Origin of the sequence: Streptomyces lavendulae subsp. lavendulae, from assembly GCF_002803845.1 — a bacterium.
Taxonomy (GTDB): domain Bacteria; phylum Actinomycetota; class Actinomycetes; order Streptomycetales; family Streptomycetaceae; genus Streptomyces; species Streptomyces lavendulae.
Window position 1 is genome coordinate 748,800 of sequence record NZ_CP024985.1, and the last position, 25,394, is coordinate 774,193.

Below are 25,394 nucleotides of genomic sequence, written 5' to 3' on the forward strand. Positions count from 1 at the left end.
TCCCGGATCATAGCAGGCCGGTGGGCCGTGATCGGCACCCAGGCCGGGCCGCCCCTGCACGAGGCCGGCCCGGCCCGGCTGCCGGTCCGGGTTCCTAGGGTCCGAACGGGCCCGGCGGGGGGCCGCCGGCCGGGAGCGAGGCCTCCCTGAGTGCCGCGATCGCGTAGAGGGTGCCGTCGGTACGGCCCGCGAGCATGCCGCGGGGCGTGTGGACGCTCCACAGGTCCTCGGAGCCGGGTTCGGCCCTGCCGACGGGGAACGGGCGGGTGATGTCGGTGACGTCCCAGATGACGACGGCGCCGCCGGAGCGGGCCGCGCTGTAGACGCGGCCCATGCACTTGAAGACCCACGGATTCGAAGTGATCTCGCCGAGTCCCAGGGCGTGCACGCCCTGATCGGGCTTGGCGCCGGGAACCAGACCCAGCATTACGCCTCCATTACACAGTGTGTCTGCCTGGAATCCCATGGTAGTCACAATGCGGGGGTGCGAACCTCCCGTCAGCCGCCGCCTCCTCGCCAGATGTTGTCGAAGGCCGCGTCCTCGATGGCCTTGCGCTGGCGGACGGCTCCCAGTTCCACCACCGCGTCGTTGACGGCGGCCAGCACCGTGGCCACCGAGTCGTCGGTGACGTCCGGGACGTCCTGCGCGTCCGCATGGCGGCGGCCCGGGACCCCCACGGCCTCCGCGAGCAGGACGAGTACGGGGTCCTCCGATGCCCAGCGGTCGGCGGCCCGGCGGCGGGCGGGGGAATCGGCCGGTACCAGCGGTCCGGCCCGGAAGGACATACCGCGACGCTGCTCCCGCACGAGCAGCCCGTCGGCCTCCAGCGCGGCCCGGTAGGTGCCGGACAGGTCCCGGCCCCTGCGCCACAGCCATTCCTCGACCGGTTCGTAGGGCGCCTCCCGGACGAGCGCGGCGGCGGCCTCCCCCAGCAGGCGGTCGTCAGGCGCCGCTCCCCCGCCGGGCACGATGCGGTCGCCGTCGAGGGCGACGGCCCCGGTGGCGAGGAGGTCGACCAGCTCGGCGCCGGCGAGCGCGAGCGACAGGTCGCCCTGTCCGGCGGGCGGTCCGGACGCCCTGTCCATGGTGACGATCAGCAAGTCCCGTGGTGTGGTCATGAAGTGCTCCACGTCCTCTCCTGGACCCGGGCGGGGCAGGCCGCGCCGTCGCCCCGTCGGGTGCGTCCGCGGGCCCTCGTCCGGGCACGCGCGTGCCCGAGCTTACGGAGCGGGGGCGGCCACGGCATGCGTCCCGGGCCTCGCGGCACCCCCGGACGGGCGTGTCGGGGGCATAGTGCATGATCAGGGGCCTGTTCACGCTCCTCGGGGGATTTCCATGAGACGTTTCGCACCCACCACCCTGGCCGTCCTGCTGGCCCTCGGCGCGACGGCGGGGTGCGGCGGGAAGCCCGCACGGCCGGTCTCCGGCCCGGCCGCGTCCGCGACGGCGTCGCCCGCGGGCCCCTCCGCCGCACCGGTCAAGGCCCCGCCGCTCACCGAGGAGGAGGCGCGGAAGGTCGTCAAGGACCTGAGCGCGAAGGTCGAGGCCGACAGTTTCGACGCCGAGTACTGGAAGGGAGTCGCCGAGGGCCCGCTGCTGGAGCAGCAGCTCGCCGTCGTGGAGACCGCCCGGAAGTACGGGACCGACCGGCAGCCCGGGCCCACCAACACCCCGGAGACCGACCCGGCCGTGCACACGTGGACCACCGGCCAGGACGACGGCGGCGACCGCTGGATCCTCGGCGCCCACGAGCTGTCCGGCCACACCGTGGGTGACGCCCGGAACGAGACCGTGCTGCGCTGGTCCCTGTTCCACCAGCAGCGGACGGGCTCCCCCTGGCACGCGAGCTTCGTGGCGCGCGCCGAGGACGCGAAGGACCTGCCGCAGATCGCCGTAGGCGCCGACGGGCGGGCCGCCACCGGCGGGGACACGTCGGGACTCGCCGCGAACCCGGCGGACGTCTGCGGGCGCTACGGCGACTACCTGCACACCGACGCCGGCGAGGGCGGTGTGAAGTGGAGCAAGGAGGTCGTCTCCCGGCGCGAGGCATTCGCCGACGGCCTCAAGGCCGAGCGCAAGAGCCTCGGCGACCCGGTCAGGCTCGAAGCCGGGGCCGATACCGTCCGCACCCCGCACGGCCCCGTCTGGCGGACCACCGACGGCGGCGCGCTCGTCGCCTGCACGACCGTCAGCAAGCTGTACACGGAGATGGGCCCGGGGCGCTCGACGAAGTTCAGCAGCAGCGGCTGGGCGGGTACGACGGGCATCCCCTGGGCCTCGTACACCGAGCGGATCATGGGGCTGACCGTGCTCAAGGTCCCGGCGGGCGCCGCCGGTGAGGTCTCCGTCGCGGCGCAGTCGCACCTGCCGTACTCCTTCGAGGGCACCAAGTACACCGGCTGACGGTGCCGTCAGCCGCGGTCCGCTCCCGGGCTCCCGTGGGCGGCCGCGGGCCGTCGCGCGCAGTGGCGGGCGACGGTGTCGGCGAAGGTGCGCGCCAGGGGGGAGAGGGCGTCCCAGCGGCGGACGGCCCAGCCGGCTCCCAGGGGCGGGAGGGCGGGGAGCGGGACCAGGCGCAGGCCCGCGTGACCGGGGCCGAGCCAGCCGGGGAGGGCGGGCACCAGGGCGCAGCCCAGTCCCAGCTCGGCCAGCAGGATCGCGGTGTCCCAGTCGGCGACGCTGGTGTCGAAGACGGCGCGGATGCCCGATTCCCTCAGCCAGTGGTCGAGGTGGGAGCGGGAGGTCGAGTTCCCGGGCAGTCCGACGATGCGGATGCCCTCCAGGTCGGCGGGGGCGATGGACGGGTTCGCGGCCAGGGGGTGGTCGGCGCTGACGGCCAGGACCCAGGGCAGTTCGACGACGGGCCGCTGTTCGATGCCGCGCACCGGCTCGCCCATCGTGATCCAGGCGAGGTCGACCCGGCCCGCGGCCACCGCCCCGCAGCAGCCCCGGCTGGAGTTCTCCGTCTCGAACTCCAGGCTGACCTGCGGGAACCGGCGCCGGAAGTCGACGACGGCGTCGGACATGAAGTGACGGACCGTCGTGGCACCGGTGGTGATCCGGACGGAGCCGCCGTCGCCGCGTACGAGGTCGTCGATGTCGCGCAGGGCGCGGTCGATGCTGCCGAGGCCTTCGTCGACGGCCATCCACAGGAGGTGTCCGGCCTGGGTGGGGACCACCCCGCGGGGGTGGCGCTCCAGGAGGCTGAGGCCGAGCTCGCGTTCGAGGCGTTTCACGTGCTGGCTGACGGCCGACTGGGTGCAGTCCATGTCGCGGGCCACGGCGCTGAGCGAACCCGCCTTGCACACCGCCGAGAAGAAGCGAAGATCATCAAGGGTCACTCCCCCAAGCTATCCCTTGGGTGACTGGAACCAAACCCTAGGATTGACTTGGATATTGGGCCTTGCCATGATCTTTCCCGGGCCCAGGGCGGCAACCCGGCAGGGGCCTGAGCACCGGTCCGGACCACCGCTCAGGCCCCTGCCGGGTGTCGACCCGACCTCACCCCACCCGGGAAGGAACGATCCAGATGCCACGATCGGCCGACCGCGTATCCGCCGCCTTTCGCCTCCTTGAGGAGCTCGGCGCCTCCACCGCCGACCATCCCGGCGGCACCCTCGGCGCACATCTGCAACGGGTCCGGGAGCAGCTCGAACGCTGGGACGCCCGCCCCGCCCTCCAGCTCGCCGGACTGTGTCACGCCTTCTACGGGACCGACGGCTTCGCCACCGCGCCCCTGCCGCTCGGGCAGCGTTCCCGGCTGGCGGAGGTGATCGGCGCCGAAGCCGAATCGCTCGTCTACTTCTACGCGAGCTGCGACCGCGACGCGTCCTACCCCACGCTGGCCGACGCCGGCTCGCCCTTCCGCGACCGGTTCACCGGCGCCCGGTTCGTCCCCACCCTGCGCCGGCGCAGTGACTTCGTGGAACTGACCGCCGCCAACGAGGTGGACATCGCCCGCGTCGACGGCGACTTCCGCGCGCGGTGGGGAGCCGACCTCCTGTCCATGTTCACCCGGCTGCGGCCGCTGCTGAGCCCGCCGGCCTGGCAGGACTGCGTGACGGTGCTCGCACCCTCCCCTTAGTTACGCAAACTTCCCTCGCTCATGTACTTTGAGGGAAGTTAAGGTCCCCACCGTGGGTGGACGCGGGGCGGGGAGCGGAGTGGCGACGGGATGGACGGCGTGGCGCGGCAGCAGCTCTACTACTCGGTGGAACAGGTGGCGGACCTGCTGGGGCTGCACGTACGGACCGTCCGGGGGTACGTCCGGGAGGGCCGCCTGAAGGCGGCCCTCGTCGGCCGGCAGTACCGGATCACCCACGAGGACCTGGAGGCCTTCACCGGCCTCCCCGCTCCCTCGCCCGCGCGCGCCGCCCGCCCCGCGCGGCACACCGAGGTGTCGGGCATCGTGCAGATCGACGCGATCGGCCCCGGTTCCGTCGACCGCCTGACCAATCTGCTGATGGCCGCCGTCGCGGGCCGCCACGGCGACGACCGGCTGCGCGTGGAGAGCGTCCACGACAGGGAACGCGCCACCCTCAAGATCATCGTCTTGGGCGGCCTGGACGCCACGGCCGAACTCCTGCGGCTCATCGACTCGGTGATCGAGGACCTGGAATGATCCGGCGACCGCCGGACCGCCCCACGACGAAAGGGACGCCCCCGTGGCCGACACCATCGAGGAACTCGCCGGCACCTCCGTACTCTTCCGCTCGGGCGACGGGGCTCCCGTCCGTGACGAACGGGACGCGACCGACCTGATCGGCGAGAGCATGTTCCGCGGCGCACGGTGGGTCGTGCTGCCGGCCGAGTGCCTGCCGGAGGACTTCTTCCGGCTGCGCACTCGTCTCGCGGGCACCGTCGTGCAGAAGTTCGCCAACTACCGGATGGGGCTGGCGGTCATCGGCGACATCAACCACCACGTCGAAGCCAGCGACTCCCTGCGGGACTTCGTCCGGGAGAGCAACCGCGGCACCCAGCTGTGGTTCCTGTCCGACACGGAGGCCTTCCGCACCCGGCTGGCCGGCCTCCGGGGCTGAGGGACCAGAGGGAGCGGTGGCCCGCCCCGGGGAACGGAGGGCCCGGGGCGGGGGGTGCACCCGCTACCTCAACGAGCGACCGAAGAATCGGTTCCGCACACCCACCGAACCGGCATGCCGAACCGGGCAGCCGGCGGCCCCTCAGCCGAGGGCCGACGCCAGCAGCGCTGCCGTCTTGGCCACGAGCGGGTTGTCGGCGACCGCGTCCGGCCGGTCGTGGGTCGTCAGGACGACCATCACCACCGGCGGGCGGTGCGGGGGCCAGGTGACGCCGGCGTCGTTGTTCGTGCCGTACGCGCCGCCGCCGGTCTTGTCGCCCAGGGTCCAGTCGGCGGGCAGGCCCTTGCGGAAGCGTTCGGTGCTCGTCGTGTTCGCCAGGAGCCAGCCGGTGAGCCGCTCGCGGTCCCGCGGGGCGAGCGCGTCGCCGAGGACGAGTTCGCCGTAGGTCCGCCCGATGGCGCGCGGGGTGGTGGTGTCGGTGAGCCGGCCGGGCTCGGCGGAGTTCAGTTCGGGCTCCCAGCGGTCCAGCCGGGTGGTCCGGTCCCCCACCGACCGGCAGAAACGGGTGACCGCCTCCGGGCCGCCCAGCTCCCGGAGCAGCAGGTTCGCCGCGGCGTTGTCGCTCTGGCAGATGGCGGCGGCGCACAGCCGCTCGACGGTCATGCCGGCCGCGAGGTTCTCGGGCAGGCCGGTGACCGGCCCGAACCCGGAGTCCTTCACTTCCTGTTCGGTGTAGAAGAGGCGTGTGGCCAGGAACTCGCCGTCCCGGTCGAGGTCGCGCAGGACGGCGGCGACGGCGAGGGTCTTGAAGACCGAGCACATCGGAAAGCGCTCCTCCGCGCGGTGGAGGACGGTCCGGCCGGTGGCCGTGTCCCGGGCGTACACGCCCAGGCGGGCGGAGTGTTCCTGTTCGAGGGCGCGCAGCTGCCGCAGGACGTCCGGGTTCCCCCGCGGGGCCGCGAAGGCCGTGGACCCGCCCAGGGGGATCCCCGCCACCGCCGCCCCCGCGGCGGCGGTCAGTACGGCACGACGGCTCGGACGGGCTCCTGTGGTCCCCACGATGCGCTCTCCCCTACGGCTCTTGCGGTCCCCGTACTCCCTTCAGAACGCACCGGGCGGCCCGCCGGTTCCCTCGCGCACCACCGGTCGGCCGTTCAGCCGTTCAGCGTCGCTTCGATCCATCCCCGGTAGGCGGGCACCGAGGTCCAGATCCCGGGGCCGTTGCCGCACTTGGGGTCCACGGCGTGGTCGCCGTCGCCGGAGGTGGCGCCGACGAGCCTCCACCGGCCGCCGGCCCGCTGGATCTGCGGTCCGCCGGAGTCTCCGTAGCAGGCCATCGCGCCGGGCTCCCGGCTGGTCGTGCACAGCTCGGTGGCGGCCTTCAGTCCGAGGCACACGCTCGGGGCGGCGCTGCGGGTGTCCAGCTCCTGCAGCCGCTCGGACAGCACCCACTCCTCGGCGGTCTGTACGTCGGCCAGGGCTCCGAAGCCGAGGATGCGGGTGTCGGCGCCCACCCGGGGTGCGCGTGCGGCGATCTCGATCGGCTGCTGCGGGACCGGACGGTCCAGTCTGAGCAGGGCGATGTCGTCGTGCGAGCGGCCGTCCCGCCCGTCGTAGCCGGGGTGGACGACCTTCTCGACGATCGTGCGGACCGTGCCGCCCGTGTGCCGCCGCTCGCTGCCGACCCTGACGGTGCCGGTCGGGTGGGAGGTCGGCGTGTCCTCGGCGCAGTGGGCGGCGGTGACCACCCAGTCGCGTGCGATCAGCGATCCGCCGCACACCCCGGCGATCCGCCCGCTGCCGTAGGCGTAGGTCATCGGGATGGACACCATGAACGGGTAGGGCCCGACGGCGTCGTGCCCGTTGACGATGGCGTGGGCCCCGCCGCCCGTCACGGTCGCGCACAGCGCGGCGACCGCCCCGATCACGGCGACCCGGACCGGTGCACGGCGCGGCGGACGGGTGCGGGCGGCGGCCCGGGGCGGGGCCGGCGGGGTGGCAGGGGTGGCAGGGGACATGGCAGCGCCCTTCGCTAGGCCGCCCCGCTGGGGAACGGCCACCTTGCCACCGTAGGCGGATCCCGGCCCCGTCGGCCACGCGGGCGGCCGGTTCGGACCGCTCGGCCGGATCCGGGCGTGACCCCGGCCCCGGACGCTCGTTGAACGGGGCGGTCAGCGAAGTGCACGGAGCCCCGGGCTGGTGTCCCGGGGCTCCGTGGTGGGTGCGGGGCCGCCGGGGTGCGCATCCGGGCGGGGTCAGTAGACGAGCTTGTACGTCACGTCCTTCGCGACCGGCGCCGGCGCGGTGTCCGGGTAGACGAGCCGGATCTTGGTGAAGCGCCGCAGGTCGGGGGCGGTGGGCCATTGGTCCGGCTCACTCAGGGTCACCTTCACCGGGTAGCCGCGGAAGCGGCCCTCCGCGCAGTTGGGGCGGCATTCGTTCACCATGTCGGTTCCGGTGGCCGTCGCGGTCCGCCGGCCCCAGCTGTCCCAGTGCAGCCGGACGAGGCGGTTGTTGCCGTCACCGCAGGCCAGCACGAAGTCGTCGGGGCGCACCTGCGCCTGCTCGAAGCAGTCGACGAGCACCACGGGTTCCTGTTCCGGTGGGGCCGCGGGCCGCGCGGCGGCCGGAACGGCCGCCACGGCCAGGGCGGCGGCCGCGCACAGCACGGTGGTCGTACGCAGCCCGCGCCGGGGCGTGCGGATGAGCCGTTGGTCTCCTGAAGCGTCCACGAGGCCTCCCTCGCCCGTCCGGACTGCTGTCGGCACTGAGGCCAAGCCCAGCTTCCCCCACTCGGGGGAACCCCGCACCCGCTGGGACCCCGGCAGCCGTGCCGGGACGCCCTGGACGATCTTCCTCAGGCCCCGCCCCGTGCGCGGCCGCGGCCCCCTCGCCGGCGGCCGGGAAAGCCCGCGACCTTCGCCGCGCCGTGGGCGCCGCTGCTGCCCGCGAGGAGCAGCGGGGTGGCGTCGGGGGGCCGGCGGCCGAGCGGTGCGTCGTTGACGGCGGAGAACTCCTGGGATCCGGGCACGGCGAACTCCGCGGCACCCGGCGGCAGTTGACCGATTCTCCCCGTCGTCCGGGACGGTTTGCGGTGGGCGGCGGTGGCGTTCGGTGTGCGGATTCAGGTGAAATGGGCGGTGTCCTTTGTCCGTTCGCCGGTCCTGCACCGTTCCGGGGGAGCCCGTGTACCAGCATCGTCCTCGCCGTCCCGCTCATTCGTTACGCGCAGAGGCGGCGTTCCACACCCGCCTCGCCGACGCCGGGGCGCAGCTCCTCGAACCCGTCTGGCTCGGCAACGCCACCCCGCACCGCATCCGTTGCGCGGCCGGCCATCTGTGCGCCCCGCGGCCGTCGAACGTGCAGCAGGGGCAGGGCCTGTGCCGGACCTGTGCGCGCAAGGACCCGGCCGCCGCCTCGGCCGCCTTCCTGGAACGCCTGGCGGCCGTAGGCGCGGTCCTCCTCGAACCCCTGTGGCTCGGCGTCCACACCCCTCACCTCATCCGTTGCGCCACGGGCCACATCAGCCACCGGCGTCCGTCCGCGGTGCGCCGCAGCGGCCGGGTCTGCCGCGCCTGCCGGGGGCCCCGACGGCCGGGGTAGTGTCGGCCGGGGATCGCCTCGTGCCCGCGATCGGCGTGGTGCCCGCGCACGGCCGTACGGAGGGCCGCGGCCCCGGCCCGCTTCGCACTCTGCACCCAGGAGCCACTCATGGCGCGCTCGCTCGACGGTCTCGTCTTCGTCCCGGTGGCCGATCAGGCACCCGGTCAGGTCGGCCGCCGGACCCGTTTCGAGTACCACGAGCAGGACGGCCACGTCTGGGCCGAGTACCGGGGCGGGGACGTCGTCAGGGGGCACCTCGTCGGTACCCGGTCCGGTGACACCGTCGACTTCCGCTACGTCCAGCTCCGGCTCGACGGCACGACGGCGTCCGGGCACTGCGTCTCGCTCGTGCGGGCCCTCGCCGACGGCCGCCTGCGCCTGGAGGAGACCTGGACGTGGGAGTCCCAGGAGGGGAGCGGCACCAGCGTCGTCGAGCAGCCGCCGGTCTGAGCCCCGGCGTCCGCGGCCGGGCGGTCGTCCCCGCCGGCCGCCGGGTGGTCACAGGCGCAGGACGACCAGGGCGGTGTCGTCGGTGATGCCGGCGGGCGGGACCAGGTCGGTCAGGAGGGCGTCGGCCAGGCTCTCGGGGTCGGCGGCGCGGTGGCGGACGACGGAGTCGGCGAGCCGGCGCAGGCCGATGTCGATGTCCTCGTGGCGGCGCTCGACGAGTCCGTCGGTGTAGAGGACGAGGGTGGAGCCCTCCGTGAAGCCGGCCCGGCTCTGGGGGCGGGTGACGTGTTCGGGGCGGGCGCCCAGCGGGGGGTCGGTCGCCAGGTCGAGGAAGGTCACGGTGCCGTCCGGGGCGCAGAGCACCGGCGGGGGGTGGCCGGCGCTGCTGTAGGTGAGGGTGTGGCCGGACCAGTCGATGAAAACCGACACGGCGGTGGTGGACTCGGCGCCCTTGACGAAGCGGGCGTACAGGCCGAGCACCTCCAGGGCCTGGGCGGGGCCCGCCGCGACCCGGGACGCGGCGGACAGGGCGCTGCGGAGCTGGCCCATGACACCGGCGGCCCGCAGTCCGTGGCCGACGACGTCACCGACGGCGACCGCGGTGTACCGGCGGCCGGGCAGGTCGAACAGGTCGTACCAGTCGCCGCACACGTTGAGGGATCCGGTGGCGGGCCGGTAGCGCACCGCGGCGCTGTGGTGACCCAGCGGGTCGGGCTCGGGCAGCATCGCCTCCTGGAGGTGGAGCGCGACCTCGCGTTCGCGGGCGTGGGCGTCGCGCAGGCGCTGGTTGAGCTCCTGGAGTTCCCGGGCGCGGGTGTAGAGCTCTGCCTCCAGGACCCGGGCGCGCTCACCGCCGCTGCGGGTGCCGCGGGCCCGGATGAGTTCCGTGACTTCCTCCACCCGGTGCAGCACGAGCGCCACGGAACCGTCCGGGCCGAACACCGGTACGTTCACGGGGCTCCAGTAGCGCTCCTCCCAGGTCCCGGGCCGGTCGGGGTCCTCCACGTCGTAGCGCTGCAGGGCCATGCTGTCGGCTTCCCCGGAGGCGGCGACCCGGCACAGGGAGGCGTGCAGGTTGCGCATGCCGCTGGCGGCCGGGTCGTCGGGGTTGTCGGGGAAGACGTCGAAGAGGTAGCGGCCCAGGACCTCCTCGCGCGTGCGGCCCGACAGCCGCAGGTAGGCCTCGTTGGCCTCGGCGAAGACGAGGTCCTTGCTCAGCAGGGCGACCGCACCCGGCAGGGCCCGGAAAACCGCTTCGAAATCGATCCCGGTAGCGCCCACACTCCACCTGCCCGCGTGAGACCGTTCGGTCCTGCCCTCCTCTCACCATAGGCAGGAAGGGCGGATCCGACCCGGTGGCGCGGTCGGGTGACAGCACGGGGTCACCGGCGGCCGCACGGCGTAGAGGGGGGTGGGTGCCGGTGCGTCCCGTGGCGGGGCACTCGTACCGGGCGCTCGTACGGGCACGCGTACGGACACTCGCACGGGGCACGTCCGATCCGCCGGCACAGGGGTCGGCAAAGGAGGGGCTCGCCAACACTTTACCCACCCCTGATGGCATGCCCGCGTCAAATCTGCCAGGCTTCCGGCAGTTGTCGCCCCGACCCGGGCGGCACCGCACCCATCTCACCACCGCGGTCGCGCGAGCGATGCGCACAGCCCCCGGCCGCCCTCCGGCGCACCCTCGCCGTCCGGGCGGTCACCGAGCAGGCCGGGATCCCGGCCGCCTCAAAGGAGTTCCGCGTGAGATCCACCCCCCACAAGGCCCTCGCGACGACCGCGCTGGCCGTCGCCGCGCTGGCCGCCGCCTCGGTCACCGCCACCCCGGCCGCCGCCGCACCGGTCCCCGCCCCGCGGGCCGCCGCCTGCACGCCGGCCCAGGTCGTCGCCAACGGCGGTTTCGAGAGCGACACTTCGCCCTGGACCCAGTCCCAGGCGAGCGTCATCACCAGCCGCGCCGGACAGAGCGCCCACGGAGGCTCCTCCTTCGCCTGGCTGAACGGCGTCGGCAGCACGCACACCGACACGCTCTCCCAGAGCGTCACGATCCCCTCCGGATGCAGCAGCGCCACCCTCACCTTCTGGCTGCACATCGACACCGCCGAGACCACCACGTCCACGAAGTACGACAAGCTGACGGCGAAGATCGGCAGCACGACGCTCGCGACGTACTCGAACCTGGACAAGAACACCGGCTACGTCCAGAAGTCCTTCGACGTGTCGGCGTTCGCGGGCCAGACCGTGAGCGTCGGCTTCACCGGAACCGAGGACTCCAGCCTCCAGACGAGCTTCGTGGTCGACGACGTGGCCCTTGACACCTCCGGCGGCACCACCCCGCCCGGGGACTCCACCCGGACCCCGTCCGCCCCCTCCTACACCGTGAACCTCAGCAGCAACACCGCCGGGACCGTCTGGAGCGGGCACGAGAGCGCCACCTTCACCAACGCCTCCGCCACCGCGCTCAGCGAGGTGTACCTGCGGCTGTGGGACAACTACCACGGCACCTGCTCCGCCATGCCGATCACGGTCACCAACGTCACCGGGGGCACCGCGGGCGCGCTCAGCGTCGGCTGCACGGCCCTCAAGATCGACCTGCCCGCCCCGCTGACCCAGGGCCAGAGCGCCACCATCGGCTTCGACCTCGGCATCACCGTGCCCAGCGGCGCCGACCGCTTCGGCTACGACGGGGCCTTCAGCATGCTCGGCAACGCCCTGCCCGTGCTCGCGGTCCGGGACGCGGCGGGCTGGCACCTGGACCCGTACACCAACAACGGGGAGTCCTTCTACTCCCTGGCCTCCGACTTCAAGGTGACCCTGGACCACCCGAGCACCCTGCTCGTACCGGCCACCGGCGCCTCCGTCGACACCCCCGGGACCAGCGGGCGCACGATCACCACCGCCACCGCCACCAAGGTCCGCGACTTCGCTTGGGCGGCCGGTCCGTTCAGCAAGATCTCCGGCACCTCGGCCGCCGGCACCCCCGTCAACATCTACTCCGTGTCGGGCATCAGCTCGTCCGACGCCCAGTCGATGCTCAGCACCGCCACGTCCGCCGTGGACGCCCACTCGGCCCGCTTCGGGGCGTATCCGTACGGCGAGCTGGACGCGGTGATCGACAACAACTACTGGTTCGGCGGGATGGAGTACCCCGGGTTCGTCCTGGACCTGGTCAGCACGACGGCGCTCACCCACGAGATCGCGCACCAGTGGTGGTACGGCATCGTCGGCGACGACGAGTACAACAACCCGTGGCTGGACGAGGCCTTCACCGACTACGCCACCGACCTGGCGCAGAACAAGACCGGCAGCGGCTGCTGGAACAGCGTCTCCTGGGCCTCTTCGGCCGAGAAGATCACCAACTCCATGGGCTACTGGGACGCCCACTCCTCCCGGTACTCCACCGTCGTCTACGGCTACGGCAAGTGCGCCCTGCACGACCTGCGGCGCGTGCTCGGTGACACCGCCATGGCCAAGGTCCTCAAGGACTACGCCACTTCGCACTGGTACGGGGTCTCGACCACGGCCGAGTTCAAGGCGGCCGCCCAGGCCGCCACGACCACGGACCTGACCTCCTTCTGGACCCAGCACCGCATCGACGGCTGACGCTCCGTCCCGGTCCGCCGCGGTGGGCGCCCACTCGGGCGTCACCCGCGGCGGACCGGTGGCGGGCGTGAGGGCGGGCGTGAGGGCGGGTGACGGGCCCGCGAACGGCCCGTGTGACCATGGCGCGTCGGCACAACCGCACCTCACGGGGGACCCAGCCATGCGCACGCGCACCACCACCGCCACGACCCGCCTGGCCGCCGCGCTCACCGCGCTGCTCGTCCTGACGGGCTGCAGCTCGTCGGGCGGGGAACCGCACGGCAAGGCGGGTTCGGCCGCGTCCGGCCCGGCGGCCGCACCGGCGCAGGGCGGTACGGGCGGGTTCGAGGGGCCCCGGCCGCAGGACCAGAACCTCCTCGCCTGGACCGGCGACCCCAACGACGCCGGGCACGTCACCGCCCAGTCGGCCGCGGGGGTCGGCGGGCGCGTCACCCTGGTACGGATCGTGCTGCGCGAGCAGATCACGTGGTCGAACATCTGGCTGGGCCTGGCCGGCATCGACCCGGGCGCCCAGCTCTCCAACTGCTACCTGGGCGTCTACGACGACAAGGGCACCCTGCTCTCGGCCACCGCGGACATCTCCCCGCAGCTGATGACGGACGCGGTCGCCAAGCCGCTGCCCCTGGCCAAGCCGTTCACCGCCGCCCCCGGGACCTACTTCATCGCCCTCCTGCTCAACGGCAACTGGGCCACCAACGCCCTCACCCTGAAGTCCACGGGCGCCGGAATCTCGGTCAACGCCGGCCTGACCCCGCCCAGGCTCCGCTACAGCACCGTCCTGACCGGCCAGACCTCGCTGCCGGCCACCGTGAACCTCGCCGAGCAGGCCACGAGCACCATCAACACCGGCTGGGCCAGCCAGTGGTACGCCGTCTCCTAGGTCAAGGTCCGGCAGGTCTGCCGCCCGGCCGGCCGTGGCCGTGGCCGCCGGTCCAGGCGATCTCGAAGTACGTGACGCGTTCGTCCTCCCCCACGGGCCGCATGCCGGCCGCCGTCATGACGTGGTGGGACGCGATGTTCTCGTGGTCGACGTCGCCCCGCACGCACGTGACGCCGTGGACCCGCGCGCACACGAGCAGCGCGCGCAGGGCTTCGGAGGCGTATCCCCGGCCCCGCGCCGAGGGGACGAGGCCGTAGCCGATCGTGACGCGGCCGTCCTCGTCCGCGGGTCCGTGGAAACCCGCGCCGCCGACCGCGGCGCCGTCCTCGCGGAGGCGGATCTCATAGCTGCCGAACGGCCCGGGGTCCCCGGTGTCCGCGAGGGTGCGCAAGAGGCGCTCGGCGGCGACGACGTCGCCGTCGGTGGGGTATCCGGGCGCCCATCGGACGCCGTGGGGCGGCTCGCCGGCCACCAGCCGCCCGGCCTCGTCGCCGGTCATCGGATGGAGCACGAGCCGGGCCGTCACCAGATCTCCCATGGCAGGAGGAGTATCACGCGGGGCGCCCGGCGCGCACGGGAACCGTCCGGCCGGGACGGCGGGAACGCCCCCGAGCGGGCTCCGGGTGACGGTCCGTCCGGCCCGGTCGGCCGGGCCGGACGGACCGGCCGTCAGTGGCCGAAGTCGAACCAGTTGACGTTCACGAAGTCGGCCGGCTGGCCGCTGGTGAAGGTCAGGTAGACGTCGTGGACGCCGGTGACGCCCGAGATGTTCGCCGGGACGGTCCGCCAGCTCTGCCAGCCACCGGTGTCGGCGATGGCGAAGCTGCCGACCGGCGGGTTGGTGCGGCTGTCCAGGCGTACCTCGACCAGTCCGCTGACCCCGCCCGCCGCGCCGCTCGCGACCCGGGCCCGGAACTGGGTCGCCGCCGTGGTGCCGAAGTCGACCCCCTGGTAGCGGGCCCAGTCGCCGTGGGCGGCCGAGCCGACGTTGCGGCCGCCGCCGGTATCGGTGGTGGTCTCGGTGGTCAGGCCCGCCTGGCCGTCGTACGACTCCGCCTGGATCGCCGCGTAGGCGTCACGGCCGCCGGCCGGCGGGGTGGGGGTCGGTGTGGGCGTCGGGGTGGGCGGGGTGGTGGTGCCCCCGCCGCTCTGCCAGACCGCGACGTAGTCCACCGTCATGGGGTGACCGGGCTGGGTGCCGGCGTCGGGGCCGCCGCCGAAGGCCCCGGGGAACGCACCGCCCATGGCGACGTTCAGGATGAGGAAGAAGCCGTGGCCGGTCGCCGCGTTCCAGGTGGCGGCGTCCATCTGGTCCGCGCGGACGGTGTGGAAGTTGACGCCGTCGAGGTAGAAGCGGACCTGTTCGGGGCTGGTGCCGCGGTCCCATTCGGCGGCGTAGGTGTGGAAGCCGCCCTGGCAGCTGGTGGGTGAGCAGACGCGCTGGCCGCCGATGCCGGTGGTCTCGTTGCACGGTCCGCCGGGGCTGGTGCCGCAGTGCATCGTGGCCCACTCGTTGTTGATGCCCTGGACGTTCTCCATGATGTCGATCTCACCGATGCCGGGCCAGTTCCACCAGTTGCCCCGGTAGGGGGCGCCGAGCATCCAGAAGGCGGGCCAGTAGCCCTTGGCCGCCGCGCCCGTGACGTTCGGCATCTGAATGCGGGCCTCGACGCGCAGCCTGCCGCCGGCGGGCGGCTGGAAGTCGGAGCGCCTGGTCTCGACGCGGCCCGAGGTCCAGTTGCCGCCGCCGTCGCGCAGCGGGGTGATGCGCAGGTTGCCGGCGCCGTCGAGGGAGACGTTGGACGGGTCGACGGTCATCGTCTCGATCTCGCCCGTGCCGAAGCCGGCCGGGCCGCCCGGGTAGCTCGTCCCGGTCGTGTACAGCCAGTCGGCGCCGTTGATCCCGGATCCCGCCGGACCGTTGAAGTCGTCCCTGAAGACCGAGGTCCACCCGGGCGGGTCGGCGGGCACGGAGGCACCCGCCGGCACGGCGACGAGCACGGCGGCGGCGGGTACGAGCAGGGCGGCGACGGCGAGGGCCGCTCGCCTCAGGAATCCTCGCGGTGGGGGCATGACTCTCATGGGAACCCTCTCTGGGGGCTGGCCGGGTGGGGGGATGAGAGCGCTCTCAAACAAGGGGTGCGCCGCTACTGTGCCCCTCCGCCCCACGGGTGGGCAAGAGGTGAACACGTAAAACCCGGGCGCGATCCGGAGTCTTCACTTACTGAACGAAGCCGCCGCGCGCGATGACGTCGGCGTACCAGCGGGCGCTGTCCTTCGGTGTCCGCCGCTGGGACGCGAAGTCGACGTGGACGATGCCGAACCGCTTGCCGTAGCCGTGTGCCCACTCGAAGTTGTCCAGCAGCGACCACAGGAAGTACCCGCGCACGTCGGCGCCCCGCTCGATGGCCCGGTGCACCGCGGCCAGGTGGGCCCGCAGGTAGGCGATCCGTTCCGGGTCGCGGACGCGGCCGGCCGGGTCGGCGTAGTCGTCGTACGCCGCCCCGTTCTCGGTGACCAGCAGCGGTACGCCGGGCAGTTCCTCGTGCAGCGCGGTGAGCAGCCCGTAGAGCCCCTCGGCGTCGACCGGCCAGTCCATGGCGGTCCGGTGACCGGGGAGGCGCGGGAAGCCCACGTGCCCTCCGGCGGCGGGCCAGGGCGAGGGCGTGGGGTGGCCGCCCGCCGCGACGAGGGTCGGGGCGTAGTAGTTGACGCCGAGGGAGTCGATCGGGGCGGAGGCGGTCCGCAGGTCGCCGTCGCGCACGAAGGACCAGTCGGTGAGCGCTGCCGTGTCGCGGACCAGGTCCTGCGGGAGCCGTGCGTGGAAGACGGGGTCGAGGAAGACGCGGTTGCCGAGGGCGTCGATCCTGCGGGCCGCGTCGCGGTCGGCCGCGGAGTCCGTCAGCGGGCGCACCGCGTGCAGGTTGAGGGTCAGGGAGACCTCGGCCGAGGGCGCCGCGGAGGCGCGCAGCGCCTGGACCGCACGCCCGTGGGCGAGGTTGAGGTGGTGGGCCGCGCGCAGGGCGGCGGCCGGGTCGGTGCGGCCCGGGGCGTGCTCCCCGGAGGCGTAGCCGAGGAAGGCGGCGCACCAGGGCTCGTTGAGGGTCGTCCAGGTCGCCACCCGGTCGCCGAGGGCCCCGGCGGTGAGGGAGGCGTACTCGGCGAAGCGCTCGGCCGTCTCCCGCCGGGGCCAGCCCCCGGCGTCCTCCAGTTCCTGGGGCAGGTCCCAGTGGTAGAGGGTGGCGACCGGGCGGATCCCGGCGTCGAGCAGCGTGTCGGTGAGCCGCCGGTAGAAGTCCAGGCCCTGCGGTGAACCGGGGCCGCTGCCGGTCGGCTGGACCCGGGGCCAGGAGACGGAGAAGCGGTAGTCGCTCACCCCGAGGCGTTTCATGAGGGCGACGTCCTCGCGCATGCGGTGGTAGTGGTCGGCGGCGACGTCTCCGGTGTCGCCGTTGCGGACCTTGCCGGGGGTGTGGCTGAAGGTGTCCCAGATGGACGGGGTGCGGCCGTCCTCGGTGGCCGCGCCCTCGATCTGGTAGGCGGCGGTGGCCGTGCCCCAGCGGAATCCGTGGGGGAAGCGCAGGAGGGGCGTGGTGCCGGGGCGTGCGTCGACGTCGGTCATCGGAGGGGAACTCCCGGGGTGCGAGGGCGGAACGGGACGGGACGGGCGGGGCGTCGGGCGGGTGCGGGTGCGGATACGGGTGCGCGGAGGTCAGCCCTTGACCGCGCCCTGCATGATGCCGCCGACGATCTGACGGCCGAGGAGGCCGAAGACCAGCAGTACGGGAAGGGTGCCGAGCAGGGTGCCCGCCATGATCACGGACTGGTCGTGGACGTAGCCGCCGCCCAGCTGGCGGAGCGCGACCTGCACGGTCGGTTCCTGCGAGGAGAGCGCGACGACGGGCCAGAAGAAGTCGTTCCACGCCGTCATGAAGGTGAGCAGGCCGAGCACGGCCATGCCGGGCCGGGCGATCGGCAGCACGACGGACCGGAAGATCCGGGCCGTGGAGGCGCCGTCGACGCGGGCCGCTTCGATCAGTTCGTCGGGCAGGGACTGGACGAGGACCTGCCGCATGAAGAACACCCCGAAGGCCGAGACGAGTCCGGGCAGGACGACGGCCTGGAGCTGGTTGACCCAGTGGAGCCGGGCGATCAGCATGAAGAGCGGGATCACCGCGAGCTGCGGCGGGATCATCATCGTGGACACGGTGAGGGTGAGCAGCAGCCCCCGGCCGCGGAAGCGCAGTTTGGCGAAGGCGAAGCCGGCGAGGGTGGAGCACAGGACGGTGCCCACGGTGATCGAGCCGGAGACGATGAGGGAGTTGAGCAGGGCCTTGCCGATGTCGGCCTCCTCCAGGACCTGCCGGAGGTTGTGCATCAGGTTCGGGCCGGGCAGCAGCGAGGGCGGGGCCTTCGCGAGGTCCGCGTTGGAGCGGCTGGCCGCGACGATCGTCCAGTAGAACGGGAACGCCGAGACCAGCACGGCCGCGGTCAGGACCGCGTACGTGAGCCGGCCGCCGCGCCGCGGCCCGCCGGACCGGCCGCGCCGGCGGACGGGCAGGGCGGGGTCTGCGGCGGCCGCCCGGCGCGAGGGCGGGGCTGTGAGGGCGGTCATCGGACGGCCTCCTTGCGGGAACGGCTCCGTACGAGGAAGGCGTTGGCGCCGACCAGTATCAGGATGAGCAGGAACATCACCCAGGCGATCGCGGCCGCGCGGCCCAGGTGGAAGAAGCCCCAGCCCTGTTCGTACAGGTAGAGGCCGAGGGTCTGGTACTGGTGCGAGATGCCGCCCGAGACGGAGCCCTCGAAGAGCAGCGGTTCGCCGAAGAGCTGGGTGGCGCCGATGGTCGAGACGACGGTGGTGAAGACGATCGTGGGGCGCAGTCCGGGCAGGGTGACGTGGACGAACTGCCGCCAGCCCGAGGCCCCGTCCAGCTCTGCGGCCTCGTAGAGCTCCGACGGGATGCTCTGCATGCCGGCCAGGTAGATCAGGGCGTTGTAGCCGGTCCAGCGCCACACCACGATCGAGGAGACCGCGAGCTGGGAGGCGACGGTGCCGGTCTGCCAGTCCACCGGGCCGATGCCGGCGAGGGCGAGGAGTTGGTTGACGATGCCGAAGTCGCGGCCGAAGAGCTGCGCGAAGACGAGGGTGGCGGCGGCGACGGAGGTGGCGTACGGGAGCAGCACGGCGGTGCGGAAGAAGGTGCGGGCGCGCAGGCGGCGGTTGAGCAGGTGGGCGAGGCCGAGGGCCATGGCGAGCTGGGGGACGGTGGAGAGGACCCCGATGGTGAAGGTGTTGCGCAGCGCGGTCCAGAAGTAGCTGTCGGAGAAGAGCGCCGTGTAGTTGTCCAGGCCCCTCCACTCCATCACCCCGGGCGTCTGGAGTTCGACGCGGTGGAGGGAGACGAAGGCGGTGTAGAGGAGGGGGAAGAGGCCGAAGGCGGCGAAGAGGGTGAAGAACGGGGCGACGTAGGCGTACGGGGCGAGGGACCGCCGGACCCGTCGGGCGGCGGGCGGGGGTCCGGTGCCTGTGCCTGCGGCGGCGGTGGCGGGTGCTGGGCGGGTCATCGGCGGGCCCTTCGGGGGCGGTGTCGGCGGCGGGGAGCGGTGTCGGCGGCGGGGAGCGGTGTCGGCGGCGCGGGGACGGGAGCGGTCGGCGGGCTGGCGGCCGGAGCGGTGTAGGCGGTGTCAGCCGGTGGCGTTCCGTACGCCCTTCCTGGCGTTCTCCCACGCCTTGTCCGAAGCGGTGCCCTTGCGCTCGACCTCGCTCAGCGCGTTCGTGATCTGGTCGGCGATGGTCTTGTCGGCGGCTCCGAGCACCTGGACGGGTGCGGCTTTGGCGGCGTCGCCGAAGATCCGGCCGGTGGGGGCGTCCGAGAAGTAGGAGTCCTTGACGTCGGCGACCTTGGCGATCGCGCCGGTGGAGGAGGGGAAGGAGCCCTGCTTCTCGAAGAGCCGGGCCTGCTGTTCGGGGGCGGTGAGCCACTGGATGAGCGCGTAGGCCTCCTTCTTGTGCTTCGCGGCGCGCGGGACCGCGAGGTAGGAACCGCCCCAGTTCCCGGCGCCGCCCGGCAGCGCGGCGACGTCCCACTTGCCCGCCCCGGCGTCGCCCGCCTGGCCCTTGATGTAGCCGAGCATCCAGGCGGGGCACGGGAGGGTGGCGAAGGAGCCGGCGGCGAAGGCCTGGTTCCACGGCGCGGACCACTGGTCGAGCTTGGCGCTCAGCCCGTCCTGGGCGGCGCGCACGGAGGTGTTCCAGGCCGTTCTGACGGCCGGGTTGGTCTCGTACACCAGTGCGCCGGCGGCGTCGTAGTAGCGCTCCTTCTCCTGGCCGGTCATGACGGCGTAGAGGCTGCCGACGCTGTCCAGCCAGGCGCTCTTGTCGGGGGCGTGGTCGCGGTAGCGCCGGCCCAGCTCCAGGTAGCCTTCCCAGGTGGACCACTGGGCGGCAAGTTCCTCGCGGCCGGTGGGCAGTCCGGCCTTCTCGAACAGGTCGCGGCGGTAGCACATGGCCTCGGGTCCCACGTCGGTGCCCAGGCCCAGCACCTTGCCGTCCTTGGTGGTGGCCGCCGACCACTTGGCGTCGGCGAAGGAGCTGCGCAGCGCGCCCGCCCCGTAGGCGTTGAGGTCCTCGAACCTGTCCGCCTGCTGCTGGGTCACCGCGGCGATCCGGCCGACCTCGATGCCCTGGACGTCGGCGAGGCCTCCGCCGCCCGCGAGCCTGGTCTGCAGGGACTTCCAGTAGTCCTGTTCGTCCTCGGTGTCCGTCTGCTTGACCGTGACGCCCGGGTGCAGCTTCTCGTACTCCGCGTAGAGCCCGGCCTCCTTGTAGCCGAAGGAGCCGAAGAGGTCGACGGTGACGGTGACCTTGGCCCCGGCGCCGGCCGCGGCGTCCTCCGGCTGCGCGCCGGATCCGCAGGCGGTCAGCAGGGCTCCGGCGAGGGCCACCGCGCCGAGGCGGAGGGCGACGCCGCGGGCGAGGGCGGTGGGGGTGCCGGCGCGGATGCCGGTGGTGGCGGCGGCTCGGGCTGTGGGCATGGGTGGTCTCCCCTGGGCTTCGGCGTAGGTGGATGAGAGCGCTCTCAAGCGCTGCGTCTGGAGCGTGCCCCGCCCGGATCTTCCCGTCAAGACCTGAACGCGTAACGGCTTTGCGGCCAGGCGTGGTTGACGGCCCGGAGGCGGTTTCGGGGAGGCGGTCACGGGGCGGACGTCCAGGCCGCAGACCTCCCGCGCCGGGTCAGGCCGAGTCGCGGCGCACCAGCCTGGTCGGGGTGATCAGGGAGGTCGGGGCGAGGATCCCGCCGCGGTCCCGGTCCAGGGCGCCCAGCAGCAGCCGGGCCATCATCCGGCCCATGCCCTCGATGTCCTGGTGGACGGTGGTCAGCGGCGGATCGGCGCACTCGGCCACCGACCGCATGTCGTCGAAGCCGACCAGGGCCACGTCCTGAGGCACCCGGCGGGCCCGCTCCCGCAGGACGCGCAGCGCGCCCACCGCCATCTGGTCGCTGGCGGCGAAGACGGCGTCGAGTTCCGGATGCCGCTCCAGCAGGTCCGCCATGGCCCGCGCCCCGCCCTCCACCGTGTAGTCCCCCTCGGCCACCATCGGCGGGCAGGCGGGCGGCAGGGCGTCCCGGTAGCCGTCGAGGCGGTCGGTCGCCGAGGTCATGTCGCCGGGGCCCGCGATGTGCGCGATGCGGGTGCGGCCACGGTCCGCGAGGTGACGTACGGCCAGCCGCGCCCCGCCCCGGTTGTCGGCGTCCACGTACGTCACCCCGGCGGGTCCGCCCGGGGCCGGGGTCCACGCGGGCCGGCCGCCGTACACGGTGGGCAGCCCGATGCGGGTCGCGATCGCGGGGAGCGGGTCGTCCGCGTGCAGGGAGAAGGCCAGCGCGCCGTCGACGTGGCCGCCGGCCAGGTACCGGGCGATCCGCTCGTAGTCCTCCGGGCCTTCCACCAGCAGGAGCACCAACTGGGTGTCGTGGGCGTTGAGTTCCTTGCTGATGCCGCGGACCTGCTGGGAGAAGAAGGGGTCCGAGAAGATGCGGACCTCCGGCTCGGCGATGATGACCGCCACCGCACCGGTGCGCCGGGTGACCAGGGTCCGGGCCGCCGGGTTGGGTACGTAGCCCAGCTCGGCCACGGCTTCGCGCACCTTGTCCGCGACGAGCTGCCGCACCCCGGCCCCGCCGTTGACCACACGCGAGACCGTCGCCCGGGACACCCCGGCGCGCGCCGCGACCGCTTCCAGAGTGGGTCGGTGTCCGGTGGGGTGCTCAGGCACGGCGGGCTCCTCTTCTGTCGCGGTCGGCAGCAGAGCGGCTGCGTCGGGATCTGCAGGGTATCCGGTGCCCCGCGGCCCGGAGAGCGCTCCCGCAACAACGGCCAGGACGCGTGCTTTCGGGGGAATCGGTGGCGCGCGCCGGTGCGGAGCCACCGGACGCGCGTGGCCGGGCCGACACTCGTGGCAGCCGGCCGTCGGCCGGCGGGACGGACACCGGGAGGACGGCACGTGTTCAGCGACACCAGGGCATTCAGCGGTTTCGCCGTGGACGACATCCAGCGGGCGAAGGAGTTCTACGGCGAGACCCTCGGACTGCGGGTGACCGAGGAGAACGGCCTGCTCACCCTGCACATCGCGGGCGGCGCGGAGATCCTCGTGTACCCGAAGGAGGATCACGTCCCGGCCGGTTTCACGCTGCTCAACTTCCCCGTCGAGGACATCGACGCGGCCGTCGACGGGCTGACCGGGCGCGGCATCCGCTTCGAGCGGTACCCCGGGTTCGAGCAGGACGAGAAGGGCGTCGTCCGCGAGGGGGGTCCGCTGATCGCCTGGTTCACCGATCCCGCGGGCAACATCCTCTCCGTCCTCCAGCCCTCGTAGCGGCCGCGGCGCACGGACGAGGGCCGCCGTCCCGCCCCGGACGGGGGGGGGGACGGCGGCGTGGGTGGGGGGCTGAGCCGGGATCAGCAGGCGAAGTCGACCCGGCGGAAGGAGGCGTAGTGGTCGGCGGTGTAGTAGTCCTCCTGCCACTGCTGACCGGTGATGATCCGGCGGGCGCCGCGCGTGGGCGAGCCGGGGGTGATGACGGTGTACTCGTGGTAGTAGCCCGTGCTGTGGGCGGGCAGCAGGCCCTCGCGGTTCTGGAAGACGACGCCGTCCTGGGAGTACGGGAACGGTCCGCCCTCGTCTATGAGGTCGAGGGTGTCGTGCGCCTGGGAGGGCAGCGCCGAGTAACAGACCCTGCCCACCGCCTTCACCGATGCGGAGGCGGCGGAGGAGGCTGCGACGGCGTGGGAGGCGGGAGCCGCGGCGGCGACGGGTCCCGCGATGAGGGTGGCGGCGACGGCTGCGGCGCCCGCGAGGGCGACGAGGCGAGGGGGGATTCTCATGCCGTCATGATGACGCGCGTAGAGCTGCGGCCGTCAACGTCAACTACGTTGATTTTCTTGCCTGTTCACGGCCCGGGCACCTACCGGAACGCGGGCGCCTCCGGGCCGTAACCCCTGCGACACCCGGGATCCGGCCCGGGGCCCGCACGGCCGCGCCCGGGATGCCCGGGTGGCGGGTCTCGGGCAGGCTGGGGCCATGGAGCATGCGCCGATCGTCGTACACCGGATCGCACCGTCGGGTGGCCGACGGGTGACCATCCGGGTGCAGGGCCACGAGACCGCCCTGGGGGTCGCCCACGCGGATTCCGACGTGATCGAGTTCCTGCGGAGGATCGAGGTGCCCGATCCGGACGAGCTGGTCCTGGGCGACGCGCGGGTGATCGAGTGGCAGGGGGACGCCCCGCACCAGTACGAGGCCGAGACCGGTCCGCCGCCCCCGGACCTCCCGTAGCCGCGACCGCGGGCGGCGCGCGACCGTTCACCCGTTCGCGCGCGGTCGCGGTCGCGGTCGCGGGTCGCGGTCAGTGCAGGATGCTCACGGCCCGGGCGATGACGAGGAGGGAGGTCAGCAGGGCCGCGACGGACTCGACGGCCATCATGAGCTTCGCCCGCGGGGACAGCGGCATGGTGTCGGTCGGACTGAAGGCCGTGGAGTTCGTGAGGGACACGTAGAGGTAGTCGACCAGGGTGGGGACCCAGTCGGAGGTCCCGCTCGCACCGGCCGCGACCTCGCCGACGGCGTCGTCGTTCTCGTCCTGGGAGAACCGGAAGTCCGCCAGCGGCAGCTCTTCGCGCGGGAGTTGGGTGCGGTTGACCGGGCCGCCCCGGTCCATCTCCCAGAAGGCGAGCCCGAAGGCGATGACGTTGGTGAGCCAGACCTGGAAGGCGGCCACCAGCAGGGAGCGCCCGTCGGCGACCTGGGCGTGGAGCAGCTCGTGGACGAGGATGCCCAGCGCCACGAGGTTGCCGGCGACGATGACGAGGACCAGCGCCAGGGACAGGAAGCGGAAGGTCGCGGTCTGGCGGGTCAGCCGTCGCGGATTGATGGCGATGAGCGGCAGCAGGAGCAACATCTCCAGCGCGGGCACCAGGTACCGCGGGGTGATCAGCAACTGCTGGGGCAAGGCCAGGTACAGGGCCATCGCGGCGAGCGTCGCCAGCACGGCGGGCCATCGCGCCTCGCCCCGGCGCTCGTGGCGGGGGTGCAGGGTGTGCGCTTCGGCTCGGGTTCGCGGCATCGGTCCCCGTCCTCCTCGTCACTCGGAGCGGCGCCCCGTGGGGCGCGCGGTGCGCTCAGTGTGACGGTCGAGGGGCCGCGCGGCCCGGCGCGGCGCGGCCCTCGCGAGGACGGTTCAGTACTGGGTGCGGTGCCGGCCCTCACGGGGCGCGGGGACGGTGGTCAGGCGGGTGCGGGTGCGCCGGACGGAGGGGTTGCGCCTCGCCGGGACGTCGGGGCCGACGGCGATCAGGGCGATGACCACGACGACCAGACCGATGATGAGAACCGCGAACAGGGACATGGTCCTGCCTTCCGTCGGATTCTGATGACTTGTCACTACTTCGTGTCACCAAAATCGCGCGCGGTAAACACGGCGGGTGAGGAAACGCCTGTACGTCGCCCCACCCGTACCGCGGCCGGAGCCGCCCCGCGCGTGGGGCATGATCAGGGCATGTCTGATCGCATCATTGCCGCCTGCGACGGGGCGGCGAAGGGTAATCCCGGGCCGGCCGGATGGGCGTGGGTCGTCGCGGACGCCCAGGGGCGCCCGGAGCGCTGGGAAGCCGGTCCACTGGGCCGGGCCACCAACAACGTCGGCGAACTCACCGCACTGCAGAGACTGTTGGAGGCCCTTGCGCCCGGAACCGCCGTCGAGGTGCGGATGGACTCCCAGTACGCCATGAAGGCGGTGACGCAGTGGCTCCCCGCGTGGAAGCGCAACGGGTGGAAGACCGCGGCCGGGAAGCCGGTGGCCAACCGGGAGCTCGTCGAAAGCATCGACGGGCTGCTGGGCGAGCGGGACGTGGAATTCCGCTACGTTCCCGCCCACCGCGAAGACGGTGACCACCTCAACGCCATCGCCGACCAGGCGGCCAGCGACGCCGCGGTCACCCAGCAGGCCGCCGGTACCGCCCTCGGCAACGCGGACCTGCCGGTCCCGGCCCCCGCGCGCAGCGCCCCGGCCCGCAGTGCCCCGGCGCGCGGCGGATCGGCCCGCCGAGCCCCCTCCGGCACGGCGAAGGGTGCCCCGGCTCCCCGCGGCGGGGGCGGCGCGGCCCGGGGGCGGGCCTCGGTCAAGGCGAAGTTCCCGGGGAGCTGCCCGTGCGGGCAGCCGTACGCCGCCGGGGAGACGATCGTGAAGCTGGCCTCGCGCTGGGGCCACCCCGGCTGCGCCGGATCGGAGGACTGAGGCGGCGGCCGGTCCGGGGG

29 protein-coding genes are annotated in these 25,394 nt (G+C 73.3%); 11 read left to right on the top strand and 18 right to left on the bottom strand.

The features are described from left to right. Positions 1-94: 94 nt before the first annotated feature. Together SLAV_RS03350 and SLAV_RS03355 are read right to left on the bottom strand one after the other, a co-directional pair. A complete protein-coding gene (locus tag SLAV_RS03350; protein WP_030229153.1) occupies positions 95-427 on the bottom strand; it encodes a hypothetical protein in 333 nt (110 codons plus the stop codon). A 71-nt stretch (positions 428-498) separates the two neighbouring features. Continuing rightward, the gene (locus SLAV_RS03355; protein WP_030229151.1) at positions 499-1,119 is read right to left on the bottom strand and encodes a GOLPH3/VPS74 family protein; all 621 of its coding nucleotides are present in this window, start codon (positions 1,117-1,119) and stop codon (positions 499-501) included. 217 nt (positions 1,120-1,336) lie between these two features. On the opposite strand from SLAV_RS03355, the gene SLAV_RS03360 reads away from it, so the two are divergent. After that, entirely contained in the window at positions 1,337-2,404 is a 1,068-nt protein-coding gene (locus SLAV_RS03360; protein ID WP_030229149.1) for a DUF8094 domain-containing protein, read from the top strand. A gap of 8 nt (positions 2,405-2,412) precedes the next feature. On the opposite strand, the gene SLAV_RS03365 is transcribed toward SLAV_RS03360, so the two are convergent. Continuing rightward, positions 2,413-3,342, bottom strand: a complete 930-nt coding sequence (locus tag SLAV_RS03365) for a LysR family transcriptional regulator (protein WP_030229147.1) — start codon at positions 3,340-3,342, stop codon at positions 2,413-2,415. Between the two features lie 188 nt (positions 3,343-3,530). On the opposite strand from SLAV_RS03365, the gene SLAV_RS03370 reads away from it, so the two are divergent. The 3 genes from SLAV_RS03370 to SLAV_RS03380 all read left to right on the top strand — a co-directional run bounded on the left by SLAV_RS03370 (position 3,531) and on the right by SLAV_RS03380 (position 5,040). Continuing rightward, positions 3,531-4,085 (top strand): DUF6817 domain-containing protein, encoded by a 555-nt coding sequence (locus SLAV_RS03370; RefSeq protein WP_030229145.1) that lies wholly within the window; start codon positions 3,531-3,533, stop codon positions 4,083-4,085. Positions 4,086-4,175: 90 nt separating this feature from the next. Further along, positions 4,176-4,622 (top strand): helix-turn-helix domain-containing protein, encoded by a 447-nt coding sequence (locus tag SLAV_RS03375; protein WP_030229142.1) that lies wholly within the window; start codon positions 4,176-4,178, stop codon positions 4,620-4,622. 43 nt (positions 4,623-4,665) lie between these two features. After that, the gene (locus tag SLAV_RS03380; RefSeq protein ID WP_030229139.1) at positions 4,666-5,040 is read left to right on the top strand and encodes a DUF4180 domain-containing protein; all 375 of its coding nucleotides are present in this window, start codon (positions 4,666-4,668) and stop codon (positions 5,038-5,040) included. 141 nt (positions 5,041-5,181) lie between these two features. Here SLAV_RS03380 and bla read toward each other — a convergent pair whose 3' ends face one another. From bla to SLAV_RS40830, 4 genes are all read right to left on the bottom strand, one after another. Continuing rightward, positions 5,182-6,099: a class A beta-lactamase gene (gene bla / locus SLAV_RS03385; protein ID WP_030229137.1), complete on the bottom strand. Its 918-nt coding sequence runs from the start codon at positions 6,097-6,099 to the stop codon at positions 5,182-5,184. Positions 6,100-6,194: 95 nt separating this feature from the next. Next, the gene (locus SLAV_RS03390) at positions 6,195-7,058 is read right to left on the bottom strand and encodes a S1 family peptidase (RefSeq protein ID WP_078950262.1); all 864 of its coding nucleotides are present in this window, start codon (positions 7,056-7,058) and stop codon (positions 6,195-6,197) included. Positions 7,059-7,295: 237 nt separating this feature from the next. Then, complete coding sequence (locus SLAV_RS03395; protein WP_030229132.1) at positions 7,296-7,772, bottom strand: hypothetical protein; 477 nt, start codon at positions 7,770-7,772, stop codon at positions 7,296-7,298. 125 nt (positions 7,773-7,897) lie between these two features. Then, the gene (locus tag SLAV_RS40830) at positions 7,898-8,071 is read right to left on the bottom strand and encodes a hypothetical protein (RefSeq protein WP_158740624.1); all 174 of its coding nucleotides are present in this window, start codon (positions 8,069-8,071) and stop codon (positions 7,898-7,900) included. Between the two features lie 155 nt (positions 8,072-8,226). On the opposite strand from SLAV_RS40830, the gene SLAV_RS40835 reads away from it, so the two are divergent. After that, entirely contained in the window at positions 8,227-8,643 is a 417-nt protein-coding gene (locus SLAV_RS40835) for a hypothetical protein (protein ID WP_158740622.1), read from the top strand. A gap of 108 nt (positions 8,644-8,751) precedes the next feature. Next, a complete protein-coding gene (locus SLAV_RS03410; protein WP_030229126.1) occupies positions 8,752-9,093 on the top strand; it encodes an avidin-fold protein in 342 nt (113 codons plus the stop codon). Between the two features lie 48 nt (positions 9,094-9,141). Here SLAV_RS03410 and SLAV_RS03415 read toward each other — a convergent pair whose 3' ends face one another. Next, positions 9,142-10,374 carry a PP2C family protein-serine/threonine phosphatase gene (locus tag SLAV_RS03415; protein WP_030229125.1) on the bottom strand — a complete coding sequence of 411 codons (1,233 nt, stop codon included), beginning with the start codon at positions 10,372-10,374 and terminating at the stop codon, positions 9,142-9,144. Between the two features lie 462 nt (positions 10,375-10,836). Here SLAV_RS03415 and SLAV_RS03420 point away from each other — a divergent pair, with 462 nt between their 5' ends. Next, complete coding sequence (locus SLAV_RS03420) at positions 10,837-12,696, top strand: M1 family aminopeptidase (protein ID WP_030229123.1); 1,860 nt, start codon at positions 10,837-10,839, stop codon at positions 12,694-12,696. 160 nt (positions 12,697-12,856) lie between these two features. After that, positions 12,857-13,576 carry a hypothetical protein gene (locus SLAV_RS03425; RefSeq protein WP_030229120.1) on the top strand — a complete coding sequence of 240 codons (720 nt, stop codon included), beginning with the start codon at positions 12,857-12,859 and terminating at the stop codon, positions 13,574-13,576. A 1-nt stretch (position 13,577) separates the two neighbouring features. Here the strand turns inward: SLAV_RS03425 and SLAV_RS03430 are convergent, their stop codons facing one another. The 7 genes from SLAV_RS03430 to SLAV_RS03460 form a co-directional block, all read right to left on the bottom strand. After that, the gene (locus SLAV_RS03430) at positions 13,578-14,114 is read right to left on the bottom strand and encodes a GNAT family N-acetyltransferase (protein ID WP_051840714.1); all 537 of its coding nucleotides are present in this window, start codon (positions 14,112-14,114) and stop codon (positions 13,578-13,580) included. Between the two features lie 131 nt (positions 14,115-14,245). Next, positions 14,246-15,649, bottom strand: coding sequence for a glycoside hydrolase family 16 protein (locus SLAV_RS03435; RefSeq protein WP_244225232.1), 1,404 nt, complete (start codon positions 15,647-15,649; stop codon positions 14,246-14,248). A 148-nt stretch (positions 15,650-15,797) separates the two neighbouring features. Beyond that, entirely contained in the window at positions 15,798-17,198 is a 1,401-nt protein-coding gene (locus SLAV_RS03440) for a GH1 family beta-glucosidase (protein ID WP_030229113.1), read from the bottom strand. A 90-nt stretch (positions 17,199-17,288) separates the two neighbouring features. Beyond that, positions 17,289-18,191: a carbohydrate ABC transporter permease gene (locus SLAV_RS03445; RefSeq protein ID WP_030229110.1), complete on the bottom strand. Its 903-nt coding sequence runs from the start codon at positions 18,189-18,191 to the stop codon at positions 17,289-17,291. Continuing rightward, entirely contained in the window at positions 18,188-19,144 is a 957-nt protein-coding gene (locus tag SLAV_RS03450; RefSeq protein WP_030229107.1) for a carbohydrate ABC transporter permease, read from the bottom strand. Before SLAV_RS03450 ends, SLAV_RS03445 begins: the two co-directional genes overlap by 4 nt. 120 nt (positions 19,145-19,264) lie before the next feature. Then, entirely contained in the window at positions 19,265-20,614 is a 1,350-nt protein-coding gene (locus tag SLAV_RS03455; protein WP_051840713.1) for an ABC transporter substrate-binding protein, read from the bottom strand. 199 nt (positions 20,615-20,813) lie between these two features. Further along, positions 20,814-21,857: a LacI family DNA-binding transcriptional regulator gene (locus SLAV_RS03460; RefSeq protein WP_030229103.1), complete on the bottom strand. Its 1,044-nt coding sequence runs from the start codon at positions 21,855-21,857 to the stop codon at positions 20,814-20,816. A gap of 228 nt (positions 21,858-22,085) precedes the next feature. Between SLAV_RS03460 and SLAV_RS03465 the strand changes: the two genes are divergently transcribed. Further along, positions 22,086-22,457, top strand: coding sequence for a VOC family protein (locus tag SLAV_RS03465; protein ID WP_030229099.1), 372 nt, complete (start codon positions 22,086-22,088; stop codon positions 22,455-22,457). 83 nt (positions 22,458-22,540) lie between these two features. On the opposite strand, the gene SLAV_RS03470 is transcribed toward SLAV_RS03465, so the two are convergent. Continuing rightward, positions 22,541-22,966, bottom strand: coding sequence for a guanyl-specific ribonuclease Sa3 (locus tag SLAV_RS03470; RefSeq protein WP_030229097.1), 426 nt, complete (start codon positions 22,964-22,966; stop codon positions 22,541-22,543). 196 nt (positions 22,967-23,162) lie between these two features. Between SLAV_RS03470 and SLAV_RS03475 the strand changes: the two genes are divergently transcribed. After that, complete coding sequence (locus SLAV_RS03475) at positions 23,163-23,417, top strand: hypothetical protein (protein ID WP_030229091.1); 255 nt, start codon at positions 23,163-23,165, stop codon at positions 23,415-23,417. Between the two features lie 70 nt (positions 23,418-23,487). Here the strand turns inward: SLAV_RS03475 and SLAV_RS03480 are convergent, their stop codons facing one another. Together SLAV_RS03480 and SLAV_RS40840 are read right to left on the bottom strand one after the other, a co-directional pair. Continuing rightward, a complete protein-coding gene (locus SLAV_RS03480; protein WP_030229088.1) occupies positions 23,488-24,204 on the bottom strand; it encodes a hypothetical protein in 717 nt (238 codons plus the stop codon). A gap of 114 nt (positions 24,205-24,318) precedes the next feature. After that, on the bottom strand, positions 24,319-24,486 hold the full coding sequence (locus SLAV_RS40840) for a hypothetical protein (RefSeq protein WP_158740620.1): 168 nt from the start codon (positions 24,484-24,486) through the stop codon (positions 24,319-24,321). 150 nt (positions 24,487-24,636) lie between these two features. Here SLAV_RS40840 and SLAV_RS03485 point away from each other — a divergent pair, with 150 nt between their 5' ends. Next, complete coding sequence (locus SLAV_RS03485) at positions 24,637-25,374, top strand: ribonuclease H family protein (protein WP_030229087.1); 738 nt, start codon at positions 24,637-24,639, stop codon at positions 25,372-25,374. Positions 25,375-25,394: the final 20 nt, after the last annotated feature.

Coding starts and splice junctions, on each gene's coding strand:
- SLAV_RS03480 (WP_030229088.1), bottom strand. CDS start 24,204: ATGCCGCGAACCCGAGCCGAAGCGCACACCCTGCACCCCCGCCACGAG.
- SLAV_RS03475 (WP_030229091.1), top strand. CDS start 23,163: ATGGAGCATGCGCCGATCGTCGTACACCGGATCGCACCGTCGGGTGGC.
- SLAV_RS03410 (WP_030229126.1), top strand. CDS start 8,752: ATGGCGCGCTCGCTCGACGGTCTCGTCTTCGTCCCGGTGGCCGATCAG.
- SLAV_RS40840 (WP_158740620.1), bottom strand. CDS start 24,486: ATGTCCCTGTTCGCGGTTCTCATCATCGGTCTGGTCGTCGTGGTCATC.
- SLAV_RS03485 (WP_030229087.1), top strand. CDS start 24,637: ATGTCTGATCGCATCATTGCCGCCTGCGACGGGGCGGCGAAGGGTAAT.
- SLAV_RS03370 (WP_030229145.1), top strand. CDS start 3,531: ATGCCACGATCGGCCGACCGCGTATCCGCCGCCTTTCGCCTCCTTGAG.
- SLAV_RS03350 (WP_030229153.1), bottom strand. CDS start 427: ATGCTGGGTCTGGTTCCCGGCGCCAAGCCCGATCAGGGCGTGCACGCC.
- SLAV_RS03435 (WP_244225232.1), bottom strand. CDS start 15,649: ATGCCCCCACCGCGAGGATTCCTGAGGCGAGCGGCCCTCGCCGTCGCC.
- SLAV_RS03450 (WP_030229107.1), bottom strand. CDS start 19,144: ATGACCCGCCCAGCACCCGCCACCGCCGCCGCAGGCACAGGCACCGGA.
- SLAV_RS03390 (WP_078950262.1), bottom strand. CDS start 7,058: ATGTCCCCTGCCACCCCTGCCACCCCGCCGGCCCCGCCCCGGGCCGCC.
- SLAV_RS03375 (WP_030229142.1), top strand. CDS start 4,176: ATGGACGGCGTGGCGCGGCAGCAGCTCTACTACTCGGTGGAACAGGTG.
- SLAV_RS03455 (WP_051840713.1), bottom strand. CDS start 20,614: ATGCCCACAGCCCGAGCCGCCGCCACCACCGGCATCCGCGCCGGCACC.
- SLAV_RS03355 (WP_030229151.1), bottom strand. CDS start 1,119: ATGACCACACCACGGGACTTGCTGATCGTCACCATGGACAGGGCGTCC.
- SLAV_RS03425 (WP_030229120.1), top strand. CDS start 12,857: ATGCGCACGCGCACCACCACCGCCACGACCCGCCTGGCCGCCGCGCTC.
- SLAV_RS03360 (WP_030229149.1), top strand. CDS start 1,337: ATGAGACGTTTCGCACCCACCACCCTGGCCGTCCTGCTGGCCCTCGGC.
- SLAV_RS03445 (WP_030229110.1), bottom strand. CDS start 18,191: ATGACCGCCCTCACAGCCCCGCCCTCGCGCCGGGCGGCCGCCGCAGAC.
- SLAV_RS03470 (WP_030229097.1), bottom strand. CDS start 22,966: ATGAGAATCCCCCCTCGCCTCGTCGCCCTCGCGGGCGCCGCAGCCGTC.
- SLAV_RS03430 (WP_051840714.1), bottom strand. CDS start 14,114: ATGGGAGATCTGGTGACGGCCCGGCTCGTGCTCCATCCGATGACCGGC.
- SLAV_RS03440 (WP_030229113.1), bottom strand. CDS start 17,198: ATGACCGACGTCGACGCACGCCCCGGCACCACGCCCCTCCTGCGCTTC.